Origin of the sequence: Arthrobacter sp. NPDC080073 (assembly GCF_040686575.1) — a bacterium.
In the GTDB taxonomy this organism is placed as follows: Bacteria; Actinomycetota; Actinomycetes; order Actinomycetales; family Micrococcaceae; genus Arthrobacter.
On the sequence record NZ_JBFBKR010000001.1, the window covers coordinates 214,377 to 235,121 of the forward strand.

A 20,745-nucleotide genomic window follows, 5' to 3' on the forward strand; every position below is an offset into this window, starting at 1 on the left:
CCCTAGCGGCCGGTTCAGACACGTTTCGTGTCGCGGCGCAACGCCATCGCAGCCCCGGCCACGAAGATCGCGAGCCAGGTGAGCACGTTGACGATCCACGCCCAATCGAACTCGCCGGTGATGGGACTCCGGGCCAACTGCCCGATCCCGTATGCGGGCGTGAACTTGGCGATGTTCCCGAAGGTCTCCCCCATGATTTCGATCGGCATGAACAGCCCACCGAGCATGGCAAGGATCGCCAGGGCCGGGCCGAGGATCTGCATGACGTTCTGGCTCGGCATAAGGTATCCGACGAACAGGCCGAGGGCCGCGAAGACCAGGGAGCCCAGCCAAGCTACCAACCCCGCCGTGCGCCAGGTCTGCGCATCCATCGTGACACCTGCCAAGGCACCGATGACGAATTGGGCCACGACGGCAACGAGGGACAGCGTCAACGCGGCCATGGCTTTCACCGCGACATATGCACCGGGCAGGAGGGGCGTGAGGCGCAGCTGGCGGCTCCAACCTTGCGCACGTTCCACCGCCACTTGGCTGCCGGCGCCCGTCGCAGCGGTCATCGCGGCGTAGACCGTGAGGCTGATGAGGATGTACTGGCCGTAGCTGTGTCCGTTGGGCAGGAGCTTGTCCTTGTTGGACAAGCCGAAAATGAAGAAGAAGATGGCCGGCATGAATACCGTGAACATGATGGTCCGGCGGTTCCGGAGCATCCGCTTGATCTCGATCCAGAGGAACGTGCGGTTGACCCCGCCGGCGGACGGCTTCCGTTCCTGGACGACTGCTGCCGTGCTCATACGAGGTCTCCTTCGAAAGTGATGCTCGTGGATTCCGGCACGGCATCGTCTCCGGTGAGGGTTACGAACGCCTCCTCGAGGTTGTTGGCCGCCACCTCGACGTCGTGTGCGCCCGTGTTGTTGAGCAAGTACCGCACGACGGCGTCCGAGTCGCCCGTGCGGACGGTGAGGCGGCCGCCGTCGTACTCCATGCTTTCGACGGGCGGCATCCCGGCGAGCAGCCCGCGCTCTGTGGCCGGAAGCGAAGCCTTGACGGTGCGGCCCGAGGCAAGGTTCTTGATCTGGGCGGCGGTGCCGTCCGCAACGATGCTGCCCTGCCGGACCAGGACAATCCGGTCCGCGTAGGCATCGGCTTCTTCGAGGTAGTGGGTGGCGAAGATGACGGTCCGTCCGCGCTGGGCGTCGGTCCTGATGGCGGTCCAGAAGTCGCGTCGCCCTGCGACATCCATGCCGGTGGTGGGCTCGTCCAGGATGAGCAATCCAGGATCGGAGACGAGGGCCATGGCGAAGCGCAGCCGTTGCTGCTGGCCGCCGGAGCACTTTTCCACCTTGCGGTCGGCGATCTCCAGGATGCCCGCCCGCGCCAGGACTTCGTCCACGGGGCGGGAGGAATCGAACATGGCGGCATTGAGCTTCACGGTCTCGCGGACGCTGATGTCCCGCAGCAAGCCGCCGGTCTGCATCACGGCTGCCACCTGGCCGCGGGCGATGGCTCCCCGGGGAGTGTGGCCGAAGATGGAAACGCGTCCCTGGTCCGGGGCGCTCAATCCGAGGATCATATCGATCGTGGTGGTCTTGCCCGCCCCGTTGGGACCGAGGAACGCCACCACCTCCCCCGGCTGCACGGTGAGGTCCAGGCCGCGGACGGCGTGGACCTTCCCGAAGCTCTTGTGCAGTCCGGCGGCGTGGACGGCCGGCACACTCGCTGTTGTCATGGCTCTCCTTGGCTTTGGTTCACTTCACTACCCATCAAAGCCGGGATCCGTGTCCGGTGCCCGGGCGTGTGTCACCAATGCGGGGTGACAAATGTCATGTGGACCCTGTTATCGGTGAATACATGGGTTTCGCCCGGTGGCTGCGGACCGGAACGCAGCGCTCGGCCCGCACCCGCGGTTTCGACGCAGGGGGCTAGCGGCGCTCGGCTTCCCTGCGTGCCCGCCTGGTCATGACGACGGCGGCGAGCTCGCCGGTATCGAACGATTCGAAGGCATCGGCGGACCCTGCGGTTTCAAGCTCGCGGACCTTCCCGTCGTCGTCTCCTGGTGCCGAATCCGGGGCGACCGCGGCCGCCAGCCGCCTCGGACCTGTCGCTTTGACCACCATCACGGCGATCAACGTGGTCACCGGGATCGCCAGCACCAGGCCGATGGACCCGACCAGGGTGCGGATGACTTCTTCGGACAACTCGGCGCTGGTGAGGGCATCGACCAGCGGGCGGTCGTACAGCATGACAATGATCAGGATGGGGAGGGCGGCACCGGCGTAGGCAAACGCGATCGTGTAGACCGTTGAGGCGATGTGGTCCCGGCCGATCCTCATGGCCGAGGTGAACAGCTTGCGCGCGCCGGTCTCCGGTGCCAGCTCGTAGAGTTCCCACACGGCCGCGGACTGGGTGATGGTCACGTCGTTGAGGACTCCGAGTCCGGAGATGATCAGCCCGCAAAGGATGATCCCGGTGAGGGAGATCTTGCCCGACATGTTCACCAGTGTGGCGCCTTCGCTGCTTGCGATGCCGGTCAGGTTAGCCGCATCCGTGGCCCAGGCCGCCAGCAGCGCCGTAATGCCGAGGCCGAAGATCGTGCCCAGCAACGCGGTGGAGGTCTTGGCCGAGAATCCGTGGGCGAAATAGAGCACGCCCATCATGATCGCCGTGGAGCCAACCAACGCCACGAGCAGCGGCGGCTTGCCTTCCACCAATCCCGGAAGCATGAAGCTGACCATCACCACGTAGGCTCCGGCGAGTCCAAGGAGCGCCCTGAAGCCGCGCCAACGCGCGACGGCAATGACCACCACGGCATACAGGATCGCCAGAAGGGCCATGGGAACCGTCCGCACGAAATCCAGGAAAACGTACGACGGCGAGCCGTTGCCTGCCGCCGCGCCCTGCACCCCGGAGAGGTTCAGGTAGCGGATGCTGTCCCCCACTTTGACGCCGTGGGACTTGGCGACATCCGGGTTGATGACCACTTTGACAGGGCTGCCGCCGTTATCCGGCTGCGTGGACGCGAAGGTGCATTGGGACCCCTGCGGCTGTGTCCCGCTGCTTTGGTTCGCACCGTTCGTACCGTTCGCACCCGGAGCTTGGGTCCCCTGCGTGCAGCTTTCCTGGGTGACAGCTTGGATCTTGCCGGTATCGAACGTCACCCCGGGGGCGGCCGCGTAGGGGCTCGCGAACGTGATGCCTTCCTTGCTCCCGGAGGGCCACATGAGCAGCATGGCAACGATCGTGAGCACGGCAATCGGAACCAGCACGGCTACGAGGAGCCAGTTGGCCCGCTTGCGTGCCGCGAGCGCCTGCGGGCTGGGCTCGAAATGCTCTGTGTGTCCGTGTGAATGGCCGTGACCCATTAGCTGCAAAACCTCATGCGCACAAGCCTACGTGGGGCAGCGCTGCGTCCCGCCCAACTCGTCCCCACCGCCACCCTCGCCTCGCAAGCTCGGCCAGGGAACCCTGGCGGCGTGGGCCCACGCAGTTGTTGTCGTTATGAGGGCTCAAAACGACAACTAATGCGAGTCAGTTGGGACGGCAGCGGGAGAACAGCAGCTATTCGCTGACCACCAAGGTGTCCGCACTGCGGAGCTTCGCCTTGCCCAGCTCCAGCAATGGATCGACGACGGCCCGCACGGCCGTCATGGAATCGTCCACTTCGAGGAGCACGGGGTGCTGGTAGGCAATGAGCGCCAGCAGGTCACGGATCGCAGCGCGGGCCTCGTCATCCTGCAAAAGCGGCTCGTGGCCAAGGAATACTTCCGAGGGCTCATCCGAGCTGCCCTGGGCATAGCTGATCGCGAAGGCCTGCAACTTGCCCTTGCGGGTCGCCGGAACTCCCGCACCGAAGGCACTCGCCTTGGGCGCACGCAGCACGAGCGCACCGTGCGCCCCCGTCAGCTCGTCGAGGAACAGCCGCTGCACCGTGGGGATGCCGAGCTCGCCGGGGTTGTCCCAGTGGTGCACGGCCGTGTAGTACCGGCCTACGACGTCGCTCAGTTCCACGGACCCCGTCGCGAGGTCTTCCACCTGCTCGGAAGCGGCTTCTTCGGAGCCGTCTCCAAACACCGGCAGCCTGAGCGGCTCGGGATCCACCACCACCAGCCGGGAACGCTGGATAGGTGCCAGCCCTGCCCACTCGGCGAAGGCCGCACCGGACGTGCCAGGCTCCACTTTGCTGCGCAGCTTGGTAACCCCCGACGGCGACTGCTCGGCTTCGCGCCGCAGCATGGTCAGGAGCGTGGACCCTATCCCGCTCCGGCGGTGGTCCTTGGCAACCTCGACGTAGGCCCAGAGCCGTTCCGGGTGCAGGGACGCCTCATGGACCACGCCCGCGGCCACCGGGATGCCGATGCCGTCAACGACGTCTTCGGCCACGATGCACCGGCGCCAAGGCTGGCCTTGGCCCCCGTTGCTCGACGGCGCCAGGGCTGCGCGGAACTGCTGGGCCGGCAGGGTCTCGGGGCCGCCCCACATTTCCAGGAGTGCGAGGTCGTCGCCCTCACGCCATTCGCGGTATTCGATGGTCACGCTTAGGCGCCGATCAGTCGTGCAGCCAGGTAGCCCTCCACCTTGTCCAGGGACACACGTTCCTGGCTCATGGTGTCGCGCTCTCGGATGGTGACGGCCTGGTCATCAAGCGTGTCGAAGTCCACGGTGATGCAGAACGGGGTACCGATCTCGTCCTGGCGGCGGTATCGACGGCCGATGGCACCGGCGTCGTCGAAGTCGATGTTCCAGTTCTTGCGCAACTGGGCACCCAGGTCCTTCGCCTTCGGGGACAGGTCCTCGTTGCGGCTCAGGGGCAGCACGGCTGCCTTGACCGGTGCCAGGCGGGGGTCGAGCTTCAGGACGGTGCGGACGTCGACGCCGCCCTTGGCGTTGGGTGCCTCGTCCTCGGTGTAGGCGTCCACGAGGAAGGCCATGAAGGACCGCGTCAGGCCGGCGGCCGGTTCAATGACGTACGGCGTGTAGCGCTCGTTGGTGGCTTGGTTGAAGTAGCTGAGGTCCTGGCCGGAGGCCTTCGAGTGGGTGGAGAGGTCGAAGTCGGTGCGGTTGGCGATGCCCTCGAGCTCGCCCCACTCGGAGCCCTGGAAACCGAAACGGTACTCGATGTCCGTGGTGCCCTTGGAGTAGTGGCTGAGCTTGTCCAACGGGTGCTCGAAGAAACGCAGGTTTTCCGGCCGGATGCCCAGGCCGGTGTACCAGGACATGCGTTCCTTCATCCAGTACTGGTGCCATTCCTCGTCCGTGCCCGGCTCGACGAAGAATTCCATTTCCATCTGTTCGAACTCGCGGGTGCGGAAGATGAAGTTGCCCGGCGTGATTTCGTTGCGGAAGGACTTGCCGATCTGGCCGATGCCGAACGGCGGCTTCTTGCGGGATGTGGTGAGCACGTTGCTGAAGTTGACGAAAATGCCCTGCGCGGTTTCCGGGCGCAAGTAGTGCAGGCCTTCTTCACTGGCCACGGGGCCCAGGAAGGTCTTGAGCAGGCCGGAGAACTCCTGCGGTTCGGTCCATTGGCCGCGGGTGCCGCAGTTGGCGCAGGCGATGTCCTTGAGGCCGTTTTCGGCGGGACGGCCCTTCTTTTCCTCGTACTCTTCCTCGAGGTGGTCGGCGCGGTAGCGCTTGTGGCAGGAAAGGCACTCGACGAGGGGGTCCGAGAACACCTCGACGTGGCCGGAGGCTTCCCATACCTGGCGGGGCAGGATCACGGAGGAATCCAGGCCCACTACATCTTCGCGGCCGCGGACGACGCTCTGCCACCATTGGCGCTTGATGTTTTCCTTGAGCTCGGCACCGAGGGGGCCGTAGTCCCATGCGGACCGGGAGCCACCATAGATTTCACCGGCCTGGAACACGAAGCCCCTCCGCTTGGAGAGGGAAATGACCTGGTCGAGGACGGATTTTGCTGCCATGGGTACTCCAATGTTCTACAGGGCCGCTGGGTGCGGTCCGTGGTTGTGCGCGAAGGTAATGCTGTGCAGGAAGCTGCGTGTCCTAGCCTACCGGCCTTTGGCCGCGGTCCTGCCTCCGGGAACTGGCCTGGCTCGCCCCGGCGCGACGGCGGGAAGAGAGCGCACCCTTGGGCCAAGGCAACGTGGCGACGATGATGGCGAACAGCGTCAGCAAGGTGCCAAGGATCGTGGGCAAGGCAACCACGGTTCCAGGCGCCGGCAGGACCAGGTCAAGCGCGAGGGATCCGAGCAACTGGCCCGCAATCATTCCCAGCCCCGTCACCAGGACACCCAGGCTGCGGACCAACAAGGCCGCCAGGCCGATGAAGACGCAGCCCATCGGTCCGCCCAAGTAATACCACCATTCGGCGGGCAGGGCGTGACCAGGACCAACGAGGATCACTTTGATGAGCCACGCGATCCAGAGAATGACCGTTCCGGCCACGAAATTCACCAGCGTCGCGGCGACAGGGCTGCCGTAGTGCACGGTCGCCGTGCCGTTCATCGCCTGTTGGAAACTCACCAGGCAGCCGGCCACGACGGGCAACAGGATCGGGAGCAGCAGGGACCCGACGTCGGCTGCAGCCCCCAGGCGAGGCGAAACGGCCCAGACGACGGCGGCGATCGTCAGGACGCTGCCGAGGATGCGGACCCCGGTGATCGAGCGTTTGCCGCCGGGCCCGATGCCGAGCCGGTCCACGAGTAGTCCGCTCAGGGTCTGGCCAGTCACCGCAGCAACCGTGAACAAGGCCACGCCAAGCAAGCCGACTGTGAACGATTGGGCGAACACGAACAGTGCACCGATGCCGCCGGCCAGGACGTAGAACCGTGGAAAGCTCCGCTCCTTGAGGGCAGGGACGATCCTTCGCAAGGCGGCGCGGCCCTTCGGCAGCATCAGTCCGATCGCTGCGATCAGGACCAGTCCGGTGGTGAAGCTGACGACGGCGGCCGCGATGCCGTCGTCGAGCGTTGCTCCCAGGGCGCCGTTGATGCGGCCCTGAAGGGGAATCACGAGTCCGGTTGCTACGGCAAGGAGCAGCCCGGTGAGCAAGGGACGGGATGACTGCGGCATTTTCACCACCTTACTTCAGGCATCATTGCTTGTATGAGCAACCCGGAAATCGAAGAAGTCCCCATCCGCGACGACATGATCCGCCTCGGCCAGCTCCTGAAGCTCGCCAACCTGGTGGAGGACGGCGTGGAAGCCACGGAACTCATCAAGAACGGCCTGGTCAAAGTGAACGGCGAGATCGACGATCGACGCGGCCGCCAACTCCACGTAGGCGACGCCGTGACCGTCAACGGACAGACGGTGCGGATCACCAAGGATTCCTAGCAACGCGGGGTCACTTACGGCCCGTTACATGCCTCTGAATGGGCCGTAAGTGACCCCGCGTTGCTTCAGACGGAGGCGAGGACCTTGTGCTCCAGGAATTCTGCAACGTGGCCGATTTCCTGCTGGTTGATGCCGTGCCACATGCCCGTGTAGAGCACCTTGGTAAGGTCCGTGTGCTTTCGTACCCACTCCATGGTGTATTCGATCTTGTCCGGCGTGATCACGGGATCCTGCTGGTCCCGTCCCCAGAAGAGCGGCACTGAACCATCCAGTTCGGCGTCATGGAAAGCGGGGTCGGCATCGACGTCAACGGCGAAGCCTGAAAGCCCGACGACGGCGGCAAAGTCCGCCGGGCGCTGCCGGAGCAGCGAGGTGGCCATGGCCATGCCCATGGAAAATCCGAGGAGGGTCACCGAACTGTGGTTGGCCTTGATCGTGTCCAACCAGGAAAACACGTACTCCGCTGCGTCCTTGACGGCGTCGAGGGAGTAGTCGATGGACGCCGTGAGAGGGAACCACGTGAAGCCCGGGCCGGTGGCGATCGGCGCCCGGAGCGAAGCGACGACGAAGTCCTGGGGCAACAGCCCGGCAAGGCTGAAGAGGTCTTGCTCGTTGGACCCGTAACCGTGCAACAGGAGCAGCAACGGTTTACCAGCCCGTTCTTCCTCTTCGTGGGACCACAAAACGACCGGATCCGGAAAAGCAGGGGCAGGGAAGGCGGAGGCTTGACTCATGGGACTATTCTTGCAGTTACCGATGAGTAACAAGCTACGGGCGCGTAGCGATGCAGCAAGAGGCAGGATATGAACGTGAGTGACACTGATTCCACGGTGGGGCCGAAGCCGGCCGAGCGGAATCATCCGTGGACCCGCTACGTGGCATTGGGTGATTCCTTTACCGAAGGCATCGGCGACCCCGAGCCCAACAACCCCGGGGGACATCGCGGCTGGGCGGACCGCGTTGCGGAGGAACTGAGCCGGGGACACCGGGATTTCGCCTACGCCAACCTCGCCATCCGCGGGCGACTGCTACAACAGATCATCGACGAACAACTTGGCCCGTGCATGGACCTCAAGCCGGACCTCGTGAGCATTTCCGCAGGCGGCAACGACCTCATCCGTCCAGGCGGCGATCCCGACGCCTTGGCCGAGAAACTCGATGCCGCCGTGCAGATCCTGAGTTCCGAAGGCGCCACGGTGGTTCTCTTCAATGGTCCGGACACCGTGTCATCCGTACTCGGCCGGATCCGCGGCAAGGTGGCCATCTACAACGAAAACCTCCGCACCGTCGCCGCGCGCCACGATGCCGTGATCGCTGACATGTGGTCCCTGCGGCAACTTTCGGACTCCCAGATGTGGGACGAAGACCGCCTGCACTTCTCGCCGCTCGGCCACCACACCATCGCAGCGATGGTCCTCGATTCACTCAATGTGCCGCACAACCTCGAACCGCTGTTCCCCAAGCCGCTCCCCCAGCGCAGTTGGCGCGAAGCCCGCTCGGGCGATCTCGTTTGGGCGCGGGAGTATTTTGTCCCGTGGGTCATCCGCCGGATCCGGCACCGGTCCTCCGGCGACGGAATCCTTCCGAAACGCCCGACGCCGGGACCCGTCTTCGGTCCTGCCGACACCATCCAGCCGCGGAGCTGACCGGGAACCACGAGGTGGGTCACAGGGAGCGGGACTAAGCTGGTGAAAGACCTAGGAGGCCCCCACCGTGAACAATTTGATCTTCTGGATCATCGTCTGCTCTTGGCTGATTCCCATGGGGATCCGCATGTACAACCGATCGCGCCAGCGCAGGCTCCGGAACGGGGACTACGGGAACAACAGCTACGGGAGGTACCCCGAAGCCCCTCCGGGCCAGTTCCCCGGACAGCAATATCCCGACGGCCCCCTCCCCGGGCAGCAATACCCTCCACAGCACCACCCCGTCGGATACCCGGAGCGACCCCCGGTAATCATCCCGGCTGAGCCGCAACCTCCGGTGGCGAGGCCCGTTCCGCAGGGCGCTCCGCCGTCGACTGCTCCCCAACCGGACGCGGCGCCCCAACCGGACGCGGCGCCCCAACCGGAAGCGGCGCACCAGCCGAACGGTGCTCCCCTCGGCTACCGGGCGCGGAAACTGGCGGAACTGGACCAGGAGTACAGTGACGGGAAAATCGCCATGGAGGACTACATGAAGCTCCGCCAGGAGATCATGAACGGCTGATTCAGCCGAAGAAAGCTTCGCGCAGCTGGGGACCGAGCTGGCCGATCTCGGTGAGGAAACCGTCGTGCCCGATCGGCGCCTCGATCACGTGAACGGGAACTTCTCCGGGCAAGGCCTTGGCCAACTCGTGGGATTGTTCCGGGAAATAGAGGCGGTCCGAGTCCACCGAGGCAACGAAGAACTTCGCCGTTGCCACGGACAGCGCCTCCTCCAATGAGCCCCGGCCGCGGGTGATGTCGTGGCTCATGAGGGCCTCGGTGATGGCGATGTAGCTGTTGGCGTCGAAGCGCTGGACGAGCTTGCTTCCCTGGTGGTCGAGGTAGCTCTCCACCTGGTAGCGGCCCCGGTCCCCCAACGCGGCAGCCTGAAGGGGCGCCTCGCCGCCTTGGGCGTTCCGGCCGAAGCGGAAGTCCAGTTCATCCGCCGAACGATAGGTGATGTGGGCAATCCGACGGGCAAGGGCCAACCCCGCCTCGGGCGCGGCCTGGCCATAGTAGTCGCCGCCGTTGAAGTCGGCGTCCTGCCGGATGGCAAGCGTCTGGGCCTGCGCGAACGCGATCTGCTCGGCAGTGCTGTACGCCCCGATCGAAATCACGGCGCATCGCTGGACGCGGTCCGGATAGCTGACGGCCCATTCCAGTGCCCGGGCACCGCCCAAGGACCCGCCGACGACGGTATGCCAGCTGCGGATCCCCAGGGCGTCGGCCAACCGGGCTTCGGCTACGGTGCTGTCCCGCAGGGTCACGAGCGGGAAGCGGGAGCCCCACGGCCTGCCGTCAGGAGCGTTCGACGACGGGCCGGTGCTGCCGTAGCAGCCTCCCACGATGTTGATGGAGACTACGAAGTAGCGGTCCGTGTCGATGGTGGCACCGGGGCCAACGAGTTGTTCCCACCAGCCTTCTTCCCCGCTCTCGCCGCGGGCCACATGGGTGCTGCCGGTCAGTGCGTGCTCCACCAGGACGGCGTTGGACGCGTCTGCGTTGAGCCGCCCCCATGTCTCATAGGCAAGGACTACGTCCGGCAGGAAACCTCCGGCTTCGAGCTCGAGTCCGCCCACGGAAACATACTTGAGGGTTCCGTCCTGGGTACCGGAAAGGGGTATGGCTGTTGCAGCAATTGTCATTCGTTGACACCTCACATCGCGCTTGCCCGCCGCCAATACAGCGAAGGGCCAGGTCTTCACCCGGGGCACCCCGCCGCGAAAGGAGGGTTGCCGGCCAGCAAGCCGGGGCTGTCGCTGGCACTCATGACCTACGGGAAGAGTCTAGGAAAACCGGACCCCTCCTGACGAAGATTATGACATCTTTGTGACACTTGGCCGCGTTTTGTTCACGAAGAAAGGGATGCGGAAGCCAGCCGGCGAAGATTCATGCTGCGTCGCCCGCCGGCCTCCTGCGCCATCCGGAGCGGTACTAGGCGCCCTTGGCCGCCCGGAATCCAGCCTCGAGGTCCGCGAGGATATCGTCGATGTGCTCTATTCCGACGGACAGCCGCACCAAGCCCGGGGTCACCCCAGCAAGGGCCTGCTGATCGGTCGTCAGCTGGCTGTGCGTCGTGGACGCCGGGTGGATGACCAAGGAACGGACGTCGCCGATGTTTGCTACGTGCGAATGCAGTTCCAGGGCGTCCACGAAGCGCTTTCCGGCGTCGATCCCGCCGCGGATGGTGAAGGAGACCACCGCGCCGGTGCCGCGGGGACCGTACTTGCGCCCGCGTTCGAACCACGGGCTCGAAGGCAGCCCCGCGTACGCGACCGATTCGACGTCGTCGCGCCCTTCGAGCCATTGCGCCACTTTGGTGGCGTTGTCCACGTGGCGTTCCACCCGCAGGCTGAGGGTTTCGATTCCTTGGGAGATCAGGAAAGCGTTGAACGGGGAAACTGCCGAGCCGAGGTCGCGCAGGAGCTGGACCCGGGCCTTGAGGATGTAGGAGAGGTTCGCGCCGAGGGCACCGTCCTTGCCGAGGTCGCGGGCGTAGACCAGGCCGTTGTAGCTGGGGTCCGGGGTATTGAAGTTGGGGAACCGCCCAGGGTCCTTGCCGAAATCGAAGTTGCCGGAGTCCACGATGACGCCGGCTATGGCAGATCCGTGCCCGCCCAGGTATTTGGTGGCCGAATGCACCACGATGTCCGCGCCCCACTCGATGGGCCGGATGAGGTAGGGCGTGGCGAGGGTGTTGTCCACGACGAGCGGGACCCCTGCCTCGTGCGCAACGCGGGAGACGCCCTCGATGTCCAAAACATCCTGGCGGGGGTTGGAGACGACTTCGGCGAAGAAGAGCTTGGTATTTGGCTGCACGGCGTCGCGCCAGTGGTCGAGGTTGTCCGGATCCTCGACGAAGGTGACCGAGATGCCGAATTTCTTCAGCGTGTGGGCCAGCAGGTTGTAGGTGCCGCCGTAGAGGCTCGGGCTGGCGACAACGTGGTCGCCCGCCTCGGCGACGTTGAGGATGGCGAACGTTTCCGCAGCCTGGCCGGAGCTCAGCAGGAGCGCCGCCAAGCCACCCTCCAGGCTCGCTATGCGCTGTTCCACCGCATCCTGCGTGGGGTTGCCAATCCGGGTGTAGATGGGCGCCAGCTCGGCGAGCGCAAAGCGGTTGGCAGCGCTTTCCGCGCTAGGAAAGACGAACGAGGTGGTCTGGTAGATGGGCAGTGCCCGGGCGCCGGTGGCGGCGTCCGGCTCCTGGCCGGCGTGGATCTGGCGCGTTTCGAATGACCATCCTTGGGACATGCTGACTCCTGGTTGTCTGGGCTCTCTGCCGTGTTTCAGCCTGCGGAGCTGCGGTATTCAGCCTGCCGGCGTTCGGTTGCCGCCAGTCTAGGGACGGTGTTGCGGGCTCCGGAAGCTTTGTGACGAACGCAGTAGTTTTCGGTCTTGGCGCGTCCTGAAGTGACTTTGGGCTGCCTTTTCGATACGTCCCACCTTAGTTAGGCTTGACTTAGCTGAGAGCTCCATCACAAAGTGCCAAGATGAAGCCATGCGCATGGATCACGTCTCTTACGCTTGTGAACGAGATGGCCTCTTGGCCACCACCGAGCGGATTTCCGCAGCATTGGGAGTGGACGCAGTCCGGGGCGGAGTGCACCCGCGCTTCGGCACCCGGAACATGATCATCCCCCTTGCTGACCACAAATACCTGGAAGTTGTCGAGGTCCTTGACCACCCGGCATCCGACAAGGCACCTTTCGGACAAGCCGTCCGTGCACGCTCCGCCGCAGGAGGTGGGTGGATGGGCTGGTGCGTCGCTGTTGACGACCTGAGCCCGTTCGAACAGCGGCTCGGACGCGCCGCCGTCCCCGGCAACCGAAAGTTTCCAGACGGCCGCGAACTCGTCTGGTCGCAGATCGGCATCCTGGGACTCATCGCCGATCCCCAGGTTCCCTATTTGCTCCGCTGGGAGGGCGACCCCGCACTTCACCCTTCCCTCGTCTACCCAAGCGATGTCAAGATGTCCAGCCTCACGATTGCCGGCTCCGCGGAGCGCGTCACCGAGTGGCTTGGGGAACCCGTGGAGAAGCCGCTTGAGGACGTTGCAGTCCAATGGATGGCTCCGCACGGAACGCCGGGAATCATGTCGGTAACGTTCGAAACCGCCAACGGAGCCGTCACCATCTGACGGACCAACCCGTCGCCATCTGACGGACCATCGGGCCAGGAGGGCCCGGAAAACTTCGGCCGCCATATGCGGGTGCCAATGACGTCACCCCGCGATGGCGGCCGAAACCTTTTAACCCACCCCTCACCCCAGCCCGATGGCCTTGCCGAAGACGCTGAAGCCGACGAATGCCACGATATCCAGGAGGGCGTGGGCCACGACGAGCGGCATGACGCGTTTGGTCTTCGTGTAAATCCAGCCGAACACGAGGCCCATGACGGCGTTGCCGATGAACGGCCCGAAGCCTTGGTACAGGTGGTAGCTGCCGCGAAGGAGCGCGCTGAGCGCGATCGCGAGCGGGGTGCTCCACCCGAACTTCCCGAACCGGTCCAGGAGGTAGCCCACTACGATGACTTCTTCGACGATGGCGTGCCGCACCGCGGAGAGGACCAGCACCGGCACGGTCCACCAATAGGAGTCCAGGCCGCTGGGGATGATCGCCGTCGTGATCCCCAGGGCGCGGCCGGCCGCGTAGAGGCCCAGCGACGGGATTCCGATCAGCGCGGCGAGGCCCAGTCCTTGCAACGCGTCACGGCCCGGGCGGGCGAAGTTGAAGCCCAGCCGGGTGAAGCCCGAGGGACTTTCGGCCGTTTGGCGGTGCAAGGACAGGAAGTAGAACACCAACACCACAGGGACCAGCGCGAACGCGATATCCAGCAGCTGGTAGGTGAGATCGAAGTACTCACGCGTGCTCTGCGAGCGGTTGAGGGTGGACGTCGCGTGGGCCAAGGGCCCTTGGGTCATCTTGTCCAACAACTGCACAACGGAGTACACGGCCGATTGGCCCAGGGACAGGCCAAGGACAATCAGCACTTCGGCGCGCAACCGGCGCGTTGAGGCTAGGAGCATGCTCCTATCTTGCCTGCATTTGCCTGAAGTTTTCCTCGGAGCCGGGTCGCCGCCGTCCGCGTGCATGGGCCGGGCGGCTCCTGACCCTATGCTTGGTGGGATGAGCGCGCCAGCACGAATCTTCATGATCCGGCACGGCCAGTCCGCCGCCAATGCCGATACTTCCATCTACAACCGTGTGCCCGATTACCGCATCCCGCTGACGGAGCTTGGCGTCGAACAGGCACGGGCCGCCGGTGAGGCCCTGCGCAGGAAGCTCGACGGCGAACCTGTGTGCGTCTATGTCTCGCCCTATCTCCGGGCGTACCAGACCCTCGAAGCACTGAATCTGGGCAGCCTGACGGAAAGGGTGATCGAAGAGCCCCGGCTGCGTGAGCAGGACTGGGCCAACTTCCAGATTGCCGGAGACATCGGGGACCAAAAGGAGCTCCGCAACCTCTACGGACATTTCTTCTACCGGTTCCGCGAGGGCGAATCAGGCTCCGATGTCTACGACCGGATTTCGTCCTTCATGGAAACCCTGTACCGGCATTGGGAAAAACCCGACTACGCGCCCAACACCCTGCTGGTAACCCATGGCCTCACCATGCGGCTCTTCTGCATGCGGTGGTTCCACTGGTCGGTGGAGTACTTCGAGTCCCTCAACAACCCGGGAAACGCGGAGCTACGGACACTTATCCGCAACGAGCAGGACAAGTACGATCTCGACACGCCCTTCAGCCAGTGGGTGCAGCGCAGCACGGACGAAACCGTGCTGAACGCTCCCCCGATGGTCTTCTGACGGGCACGAACGCTGCTAGGCGTCCTTGGCAACGATCACCTCGGTGCCGCTGGCTTCAAATGCTGCCTTGTCCTCTGCCGTGATGCCCGAATCCGTGATGAGCCGGCGGAAATCGTACCCGGCCATGGCCGCAAAGGCGCGCTTGCCGATCTTCGTGGAGTCGGCCAGGACATAGGAGTCGGTGGCGCGTCGGGCCATGACGGTATTCACCATGGCTTCTCCCTCGTCGGTGATGGTGGGGCCGATCTTGGGATCGACTCCGTTAACGCCGATGAAGGCGATGTCCAAAGCGACCTTCTGCATGATGACATCCGTGTAAGGCCCGACAAGTTCATAGGAACGCGGGTTCAGGATGCCGCCGGTGACCATGATCTTGATGTTGGGGCGCACGGCAAGCTGGGCGGCGATGTTGATGGCGTTGGTGACCACCGTCAGCATGGGCCGGTTGGAGGGCGCGTTGAGGTCTTCGCGGGTGGACAGCACCTGGGCCAGGGCCGTGTTGGTGGTGCCGCCGCTGAGTCCGATCACCGCGCCGGGCATGATGAGTTCCGAAGCTGCCAAGGCAATCTGCTGCTTGGCCTCGGCGTGATCGTCCCTGTTGTAGCGCCCCGGAAGTTCGTAGGCCACTGATCCCGTGGTTGCACCGCCGCGGGTACGGCTCAGGAGCCGCTGCTTGGCGAGGCTGTCCAGGTCACGGCGCGCGGTAGCCGGCGAGACGGCCAGCCGGGTCACGATATCCTCGACCTCAACATGCCCTGACTCGGCGAGGAGATCAAGGATGGCTGTCAGTCGATCGTTGCGGGTCATCACGAACCTTCCGGAAATGGGGACTAGTTCACTTTCGCGAACAGCGTCAGCAGACGTGCGGTTTCCAACACCAGGGCGTCCCGTCCGGCCTTGATGTACTTGCGGGAGTCCACCACGGAAGGGTTGGCATCCAGGTACTCACGGACGGCGCGGGTGAAGAACCCGTTCAAGTGTGTGGATACGTTGATCTTAGTCATACCGGCCCGGATTGCCGCTACGAGCGTTTCGTCCGGCACGCCGGAGGACCCGTGAAGGACGAGCGGAAGCTGGACGGCCTCTTTGAGCCGGGTGATGAGGGCCAAGTCCAAGGCTGCGCTGCGTTCGGTCATCGCGTGCGAGGAACCGACGGCGACGGCGAGGGCATCGACGCCGGTGGCGTCCACGAAGGAACGGGCCTCGGCCGGATCCGTCCGGACTCCCGGAGCATGGGCACCGTCCTTGCCTCCGACTTTCCCGAGCTCGGCCTCGACGTACACCCCGTGGTCCCGGGCGTATCCGGCGATCCGGCGCGTGGCTTCAACGTTCGAGTCGTACGGCAAGTGCGCTCCGTCGTACATGACGGACCCGAACCCGAGGTCGACGGCCTGCAGGGCCAGCTCTTCGGACTCGGCGTGGTCCAGGTGCAGGGCCACGGGCACCGAGGAGTCCCGGGCGATGGACATTGCACCCCGGGCAATCGGGACGAGTCCGCCGTGGAAACGGACGCAGTTCTCCGAGATCTGCAGGATCAACGGGACACCCGCTGTCTCCGCCCCCGCCACCAGGCCTTCCGCGGTTTCGAGGTGGATGACGTTGAACGCGCCCTGTCCGATTCCGTTGGCGGCGGCGGTCTCCATGAGTTCCCGTGTACTGACGAGCGTCACAGGGTCTCCTTCCAGTTGAGAATGAGTTGGTCTTCAAGGTCCGCGTAGAGCGGCGAGATCTCGCCCGCGGCAGGCATGAGCACCGCGGCGGCGGACCAGGCGGTTGCCCTTCGGAGGATCGTGGGGATGTCGGAGACTCCGGCGGCGAGCGCGACGGCGGCCGCCGCAACTCCGGCGTCGCCGGCTCCGGTGGGATTGCCGCTGAGTGGTTCCGGGAGCCGGGCGCTCCAGTAGCCTCCGGGGGCGGCGTGGTGGAACGCAAGCATGCCTTCGGCGCCGGCACTGACCAGGACGGTTTTGGCCCCGAGGGCGATCAATCGCCGTGCCGCGACGTCCAGTCTGCTTTCCCCCGTTGCTTCGAGGAGTTCGTGGTTGTTGGGCTTGAGGAGGTCTGCCCCGGCCCGTGCGGCGGCGATGATCCCGGCTCCGGAGGTATCGACGACGGCCGGAATCCCGGCGTCGTGCGCCAGACGCACCAGCGCCGGGTAGAAGTCGGCGGGCGCGCCGGGCGGCAGGCTGCCGGAACCGACAAGCACTCCTGCGCTTTGCCCGTCCGGGTTGTCGATGTGCAGGGCGTCGACGACGGCGGCGGCCAGCGCCTGCCATTCGGACGGTTGGAGTGGGCTCCCTTCCTCGTTGAAGACGGACGTTTCGCCGCCCACCGTATCGACGAGGGCGATGCTGCGCCGGGTTTCCGCGGCGACCGGAATCAGGCGATGCGGCACGCCGCTGCTGAGCAGTTCGGCAGCGAATTCCGCACCTGCAGTGCCGCCAGAGGGCGCGAGTGCCAGTACGGGATGGCCCAGCTGGTGCGCCACGCGCGCGACGTTGAGGCCTTTTCCACCTGCGCGGCTGAGGGGTGCGGCGACGCGGTGGCTCGCTCCCGGGGTGATCCCGGCGACGTGGTAGCTGAGGTCGACGGCCGGATTGGGCGTGACGGTGATGACCCGTTTCATGGCCTGCTTCATCGCCTCGTCCCCGTGCCGGCGGCGGCCTTCGCGGCCGGGAGCAGGGCCCGGGCCCGCATGGCGGCGCCGAGCAGGCCTGCATCCTGGCCCAGTTGGGCGCGCATGATGACGGGCCGGCGCTGGAAGTCGAGCAGCTCATCGAGGCGCGAACGCAGTGGCTGCAGGAGTCCTTCTCCCGCTTCGGCAAGGCCGCCGCCCACCACCACGGCCTCCGTGCCGATGATGCTGACGCATTGGCTGAGGCTGAAAGCGAGGGCGTCCACCGCATCGGCCCAGATCCGGGCTGCAAGCGCGTCGCCTGCGTTGGCCCGTTCGAGGACTTCACGGGCACCCGTGCGCGGAGTTCCGGCTTTGTCGCTGTAACGTCGGGCGATTGCTCCGGCGGAGCCGACGGCCTCGAGGATCGTGTGGCCGGGACCGTCGGGGTCCGGTACGAGGGCGTGGCCCAGCTCTCCGGCGAAGCCGCCTGCACGCACGGGGTACCCGTCGGAGATGACGGCGGCGGCGATCCCTGTGCCGACCACCATCACCACGACGTTTCGAAATTCGCGGGCGGCTCCGAACCGGAATTCGGCTTCGGCGGCCGTGCTGACATCGTGGCCGAAGGAGACCGGCAGCCCGAGGCGTTGCGCGGCCTTTTCCCCGAAGGGAAAGTTGCGCCATCCCAGGTTCGCCGAATAGATCCCCACTCCGGTGTCGGAGTCCACGATTCCGGGAACAACAATGCACGCGGCCTTCGCCGGGTGGCCGGGGAATTCAGCGGCAAACTCGGCAGCCAGCACGGCGATGGCGTCCAGGATCGCCTCGCCCGGCCGCAAGGGATCATGCGGCGTAGCAGTGCGGCGCAGGCCGAGGACATTCCCGGCCGTGTCGACAAGGCCCGCCTTCAGATCCGTGCCGCCGACATCGAAGGCCAGGACTGCGGATTCGGCGGCTCCGAGAACCATGGGATTGCCTAGGCCGTGGCGTTCAGGACAACGGAACGCGTGAGGTTGCGCGGCACATCGGGGTTCAGGCCGCGCGCGCGTGCCCGCTCCAGGGTGACTTTATGGACCCGGGCCAGCTCGGCGAGCGGGTGCTTGCCGGTGTTGACATAGAGGGCGCCTGTGCGGCTCATCTCGGCGTCCAGGCCCTCAGGCTGCGGGCCGAAGATCCACGTCACCCGACCGGGAGCGGCAATGGAAATAGGACCGTGCCGGTATTCCATCGCCGCATAGGATTCGGTCCAGCCCTGCACTGCTTCGCGCATCTTGAGTCCGGCTTCGTGGGCCAGGCCGACTGTCCAGCCGGTACCGAGGAAGGTGAACTGTTCGGCGTCGAGGAGTTCCTGCGAAACAGGCTCGGCGACGGCAGCGCGGGCGTCCTCGATTGCCGTTCCGAGTTCGATACCGAGGCTCGTCAGGAGGTACACGAGGGCCGTGGTGGCGAATCGGGTCTGGACCACCGATTTCTCGTCCGCGTAGGGAAGGCCGATCACGGCGTCGGCCAGGGCGGTGATGGGTGAATGCACGTCCCCGATCAGCGCAACCGTCCGGGGTTTCCCGCTGACGGCCTTTCCGCGCACGGCTTCCAGGAGTTCCAGCACCTCCGTGGTGGTGCCGGAGCGGGTGATGGCGATGACGGCGTCGTATTGGCGGCCGGCGCTGTTGTGATTGAGGAAGGCTTCGGAGGCCGCGAACGCGTCGGTGACGCCCTTGCCCGCGGCTTCCCGGGCAGCGGCATAGCTCTGCGCCATGAACCATGAGGTACCGCAACCGACGACGGCGACCCGCTCACCGTCAGCAGGAAGCAGGTGCCCTGCTTTGGCTTGCTCACGTTCGCACTGCTCGATGGCCCGCCTCCAGACCTCGGGCTGCGAAACAAGCTCTTCTTCCATGAAGGCCCCGAGGGCGTTGTTACTCATCGCACTTACCATTCCTGTCCGCGCTTCTTCGACGCACTCTTCAACTCAACGATTTGACGTTTTGTGATCCATATAAACACTAAACGATCATATTCAATCGCACAAGGATCGTGGAGGGCTACAGCGCACCGAAAGAAAAAGCAGGACCCCTCCATGTGGAGGGGCCCTGCCTTGTTGACCCGGGAGCGCCGCTAGACTGCGCGGTCGCCTGCCCGCCAGACCGCGAAAGTCAGCGGGATACCGGGCCGGTACGCCAGGTGCGTCGCCGACGGCGCTTTGAGCATGTGCAGGTCTGCGCGGTGACCGACGGCGATCGATCCTACCGCCCGTTCGCCGTCGACGTCGTTGCCCGATTCCCTGCCGAGCGCGAGCGCACCGCCATAAGTGGCCGCCCGCACGGCTTCGTGGACGCTCAGGCGCATCTGCAGCACGGCCGTTGTGACGCAGAAGGCGATGGAGCTCGTGTAGGAGGTGCCGGGGTTGCAGTTCGCCGCCAAGGCAATCTGCACCCCAGCGTCGATCAACGCGCGGCCGGGAGCGAGCGGCTGGCGGGTGGAAAGATCGCAGGCCGGCAGGCACGTGGCCACCGTGCCGCGCGCACCCGTTCCGGCGGAGGCGTCCCAGCCGCTCCAGGTTCCGGCGAGCGCGTCGATATCGGCCGCTGAAAGGTAGTTGACGTGGTCAACGCTGGCCGCACCGAACTCCACGGCCAACTGCACGCCGGGTCCTTCACCCAATTGGTTGCCGTGGACACGCAGGCCCAGGCCCGCATCGCGGCACGCGGTCAGGACGCGGCGCGACTGCTCTTCGGTGAAGGCGCCGCGCTCACAGAAGACGTCGGCCCAGCGGACGTACGGGCGGACGGCGTCGAGCATCGGACCGCAGACAAGGTCCGTGTATTCCTCGGCGTCTGCTCCGGCCGGGACCAAATGCGCGCCGAGGTAGGTGACTTCATCCACAGTCGCCGCCGCGATGCGTGCACTGCGGGCCTCGTTCTCGAGGTCCAGTCCGTAGCCGGTCTTGCTCTCGAGATAGGTGGTGCCTTGGGAGACGGCTTCGGCTACGCGTGCGGCAGCGAGCCGGGTCAGTTCCTCGTCGCTCGCGGCGCGCGTGGCGCCGGTGGTGACGGCGATCCCGCCGGCACTGTAGCTCTGGCCTGCCATCCTGGCCTCGAATTCGGCAGTGCGGTCCCCGGCGAAAATCAGGTGCGAGTGCGAGTCCACCCAGCCCGGGAGCACTGCACGGCCTTCCGCGTCCACGTGCTCATCTGCCGAGGGAGCCTCCGACGCCGGACCGATCCAGGAAATCCGCTCACCTTCGATCACCACGGCGGCGTCCTTGAGGACACGATGCTCCGCATCCTGGGTCATCAGTTCGCCGATGTTGCTGATCAGTGTGCTCGTCTGCCCGCTCATGAAC

Annotated in this window: 21 protein-coding genes and 1 riboswitch; of the genes, 5 read left to right on the forward strand and 16 right to left on the reverse strand. The window is 65.4% G+C overall.

Annotated elements, in window-relative coordinates; genetic code table 11:
* Window positions 1–14: 14 nt before the first annotated feature.
* The 6 genes from AB0O52_RS01070 to AB0O52_RS01095 form a co-directional block, all read right to left on the reverse strand.
* A complete protein-coding gene (locus AB0O52_RS01070) occupies window positions 15–791 on the reverse strand; it encodes an ABC transporter permease (RefSeq protein WP_364532095.1) in 777 nt (258 codons plus the stop codon).
* Complete coding sequence (locus AB0O52_RS01075; protein ID WP_364532098.1) at window positions 788–1,726, reverse strand: ABC transporter ATP-binding protein; 939 nt, start codon at window positions 1,724–1,726, stop codon at window positions 788–790. The genes AB0O52_RS01070 and AB0O52_RS01075 overlap by 4 nt, the downstream gene beginning before the upstream one ends.
* Window positions 1,727–1,919: 193 nt before the next feature.
* A complete protein-coding gene (locus tag AB0O52_RS01080; RefSeq protein WP_364532101.1) occupies window positions 1,920–3,359 on the reverse strand; it encodes a YibE/F family protein in 1,440 nt (479 codons plus the stop codon).
* Between the two features lie 196 nt (window positions 3,360–3,555).
* Window positions 3,556–4,530, reverse strand: coding sequence for a GNAT family N-acetyltransferase (locus tag AB0O52_RS01085; RefSeq protein ID WP_364532103.1), 975 nt, complete (start codon window positions 4,528–4,530; stop codon window positions 3,556–3,558).
* 2 nt (window positions 4,531–4,532) lie between these two features.
* Window positions 4,533–5,918, reverse strand: coding sequence for a glycine--tRNA ligase (locus AB0O52_RS01090; protein WP_234750757.1), 1,386 nt, complete (start codon window positions 5,916–5,918; stop codon window positions 4,533–4,535).
* A gap of 82 nt (window positions 5,919–6,000) precedes the next feature.
* Window positions 6,001–7,029, reverse strand: a complete 1,029-nt coding sequence (locus AB0O52_RS01095) for a DMT family transporter (protein WP_364532106.1) — start codon at window positions 7,027–7,029, stop codon at window positions 6,001–6,003.
* Window positions 7,030–7,062: 33 nt separating this feature from the next.
* Here AB0O52_RS01095 and AB0O52_RS01100 point away from each other — a divergent pair, with 33 nt between their 5' ends.
* Window positions 7,063–7,293: an RNA-binding S4 domain-containing protein gene (locus AB0O52_RS01100; RefSeq protein WP_364532108.1), complete on the forward strand. Its 231-nt coding sequence runs from the start codon at window positions 7,063–7,065 to the stop codon at window positions 7,291–7,293.
* Window positions 7,294–7,358: 65 nt separating this feature from the next.
* On the opposite strand, the gene AB0O52_RS01105 is transcribed toward AB0O52_RS01100, so the two are convergent.
* Window positions 7,359–8,027 (reverse strand): phospholipase, encoded by a 669-nt coding sequence (locus AB0O52_RS01105; protein ID WP_364532111.1) that lies wholly within the window; start codon window positions 8,025–8,027, stop codon window positions 7,359–7,361.
* Between the two features lie 69 nt (window positions 8,028–8,096).
* Here AB0O52_RS01105 and AB0O52_RS01110 point away from each other — a divergent pair, with 69 nt between their 5' ends.
* Window positions 8,097–8,939: an SGNH/GDSL hydrolase family protein gene (locus AB0O52_RS01110; RefSeq protein ID WP_364532114.1), complete on the forward strand. Its 843-nt coding sequence runs from the start codon at window positions 8,097–8,099 to the stop codon at window positions 8,937–8,939.
* 67 nt (window positions 8,940–9,006) lie between these two features.
* Window positions 9,007–9,501, forward strand: coding sequence for a hypothetical protein (locus AB0O52_RS01115; RefSeq protein ID WP_364532117.1), 495 nt, complete (start codon window positions 9,007–9,009; stop codon window positions 9,499–9,501).
* A gap of 1 nt (window position 9,502) precedes the next feature.
* Here AB0O52_RS01115 and AB0O52_RS01120 read toward each other — a convergent pair whose 3' ends face one another.
* Together AB0O52_RS01120 and AB0O52_RS01125 are read right to left on the reverse strand one after the other, a co-directional pair.
* Window positions 9,503–10,624 (reverse strand): homoserine O-acetyltransferase, encoded by a 1,122-nt coding sequence (locus AB0O52_RS01120; protein ID WP_364532120.1) that lies wholly within the window; start codon window positions 10,622–10,624, stop codon window positions 9,503–9,505.
* Between the two features lie 13 nt (window positions 10,625–10,637).
* Window positions 10,638–10,753, reverse strand: a riboswitch (SAM riboswitch).
* A 160-nt stretch (window positions 10,754–10,913) separates the two neighbouring features.
* The gene (locus tag AB0O52_RS01125) at window positions 10,914–12,230 is read right to left on the reverse strand and encodes a bifunctional o-acetylhomoserine/o-acetylserine sulfhydrylase (RefSeq protein ID WP_364532123.1); all 1,317 of its coding nucleotides are present in this window, start codon (window positions 12,228–12,230) and stop codon (window positions 10,914–10,916) included.
* 247 nt (window positions 12,231–12,477) lie between these two features.
* On the opposite strand from AB0O52_RS01125, the gene AB0O52_RS01130 reads away from it, so the two are divergent.
* The gene (locus AB0O52_RS01130; protein WP_028266517.1) at window positions 12,478–13,116 is read left to right on the forward strand and encodes a VOC family protein; all 639 of its coding nucleotides are present in this window, start codon (window positions 12,478–12,480) and stop codon (window positions 13,114–13,116) included.
* Window positions 13,117–13,239: 123 nt separating this feature from the next.
* Here AB0O52_RS01130 and AB0O52_RS01135 read toward each other — a convergent pair whose 3' ends face one another.
* Entirely contained in the window at window positions 13,240–14,004 is a 765-nt protein-coding gene (locus AB0O52_RS01135; protein ID WP_364532125.1) for a type II CAAX endopeptidase family protein, read from the reverse strand.
* 100 nt (window positions 14,005–14,104) lie between these two features.
* On the opposite strand from AB0O52_RS01135, the gene AB0O52_RS01140 reads away from it, so the two are divergent.
* On the forward strand, window positions 14,105–14,785 hold the full coding sequence (locus AB0O52_RS01140; RefSeq protein ID WP_364532127.1) for a phosphoglycerate mutase family protein: 681 nt from the start codon (window positions 14,105–14,107) through the stop codon (window positions 14,783–14,785).
* Between the two features lie 15 nt (window positions 14,786–14,800).
* Here the strand turns inward: AB0O52_RS01140 and AB0O52_RS01145 are convergent, their stop codons facing one another.
* The 6 genes from AB0O52_RS01145 to hutI all read right to left on the reverse strand — a co-directional run bounded on the left by AB0O52_RS01145 (window position 14,801) and on the right by hutI (window position 20,741).
* Window positions 14,801–15,592, reverse strand: a complete 792-nt coding sequence (locus AB0O52_RS01145; protein WP_234750768.1) for a DeoR/GlpR family DNA-binding transcription regulator — start codon at window positions 15,590–15,592, stop codon at window positions 14,801–14,803.
* Between the two features lie 23 nt (window positions 15,593–15,615).
* Window positions 15,616–16,455 carry a class II fructose-bisphosphate aldolase gene (locus AB0O52_RS01150; protein WP_364532130.1) on the reverse strand — a complete coding sequence of 280 codons (840 nt, stop codon included), beginning with the start codon at window positions 16,453–16,455 and terminating at the stop codon, window positions 15,616–15,618.
* Window positions 16,452–17,423: a hexose kinase gene (locus tag AB0O52_RS01155; protein WP_364532133.1), complete on the reverse strand. Its 972-nt coding sequence runs from the start codon at window positions 17,421–17,423 to the stop codon at window positions 16,452–16,454. Before AB0O52_RS01155 ends, AB0O52_RS01150 begins: the two co-directional genes overlap by 4 nt.
* A complete protein-coding gene (locus tag AB0O52_RS01160; RefSeq protein WP_364532136.1) occupies window positions 17,420–18,370 on the reverse strand; it encodes an ROK family protein in 951 nt (316 codons plus the stop codon). Before AB0O52_RS01160 ends, AB0O52_RS01155 begins: the two co-directional genes overlap by 4 nt.
* Window positions 18,371–18,378: 8 nt before the next feature.
* A complete protein-coding gene (locus tag AB0O52_RS01165) occupies window positions 18,379–19,326 on the reverse strand; it encodes an SIS domain-containing protein (protein WP_364532139.1) in 948 nt (315 codons plus the stop codon).
* Between the two features lie 191 nt (window positions 19,327–19,517).
* Entirely contained in the window at window positions 19,518–20,741 is a 1,224-nt protein-coding gene (gene hutI / locus AB0O52_RS01170; RefSeq protein ID WP_364532141.1) for an imidazolonepropionase, read from the reverse strand.
* Window positions 20,742–20,745: the final 4 nt, after the last annotated feature.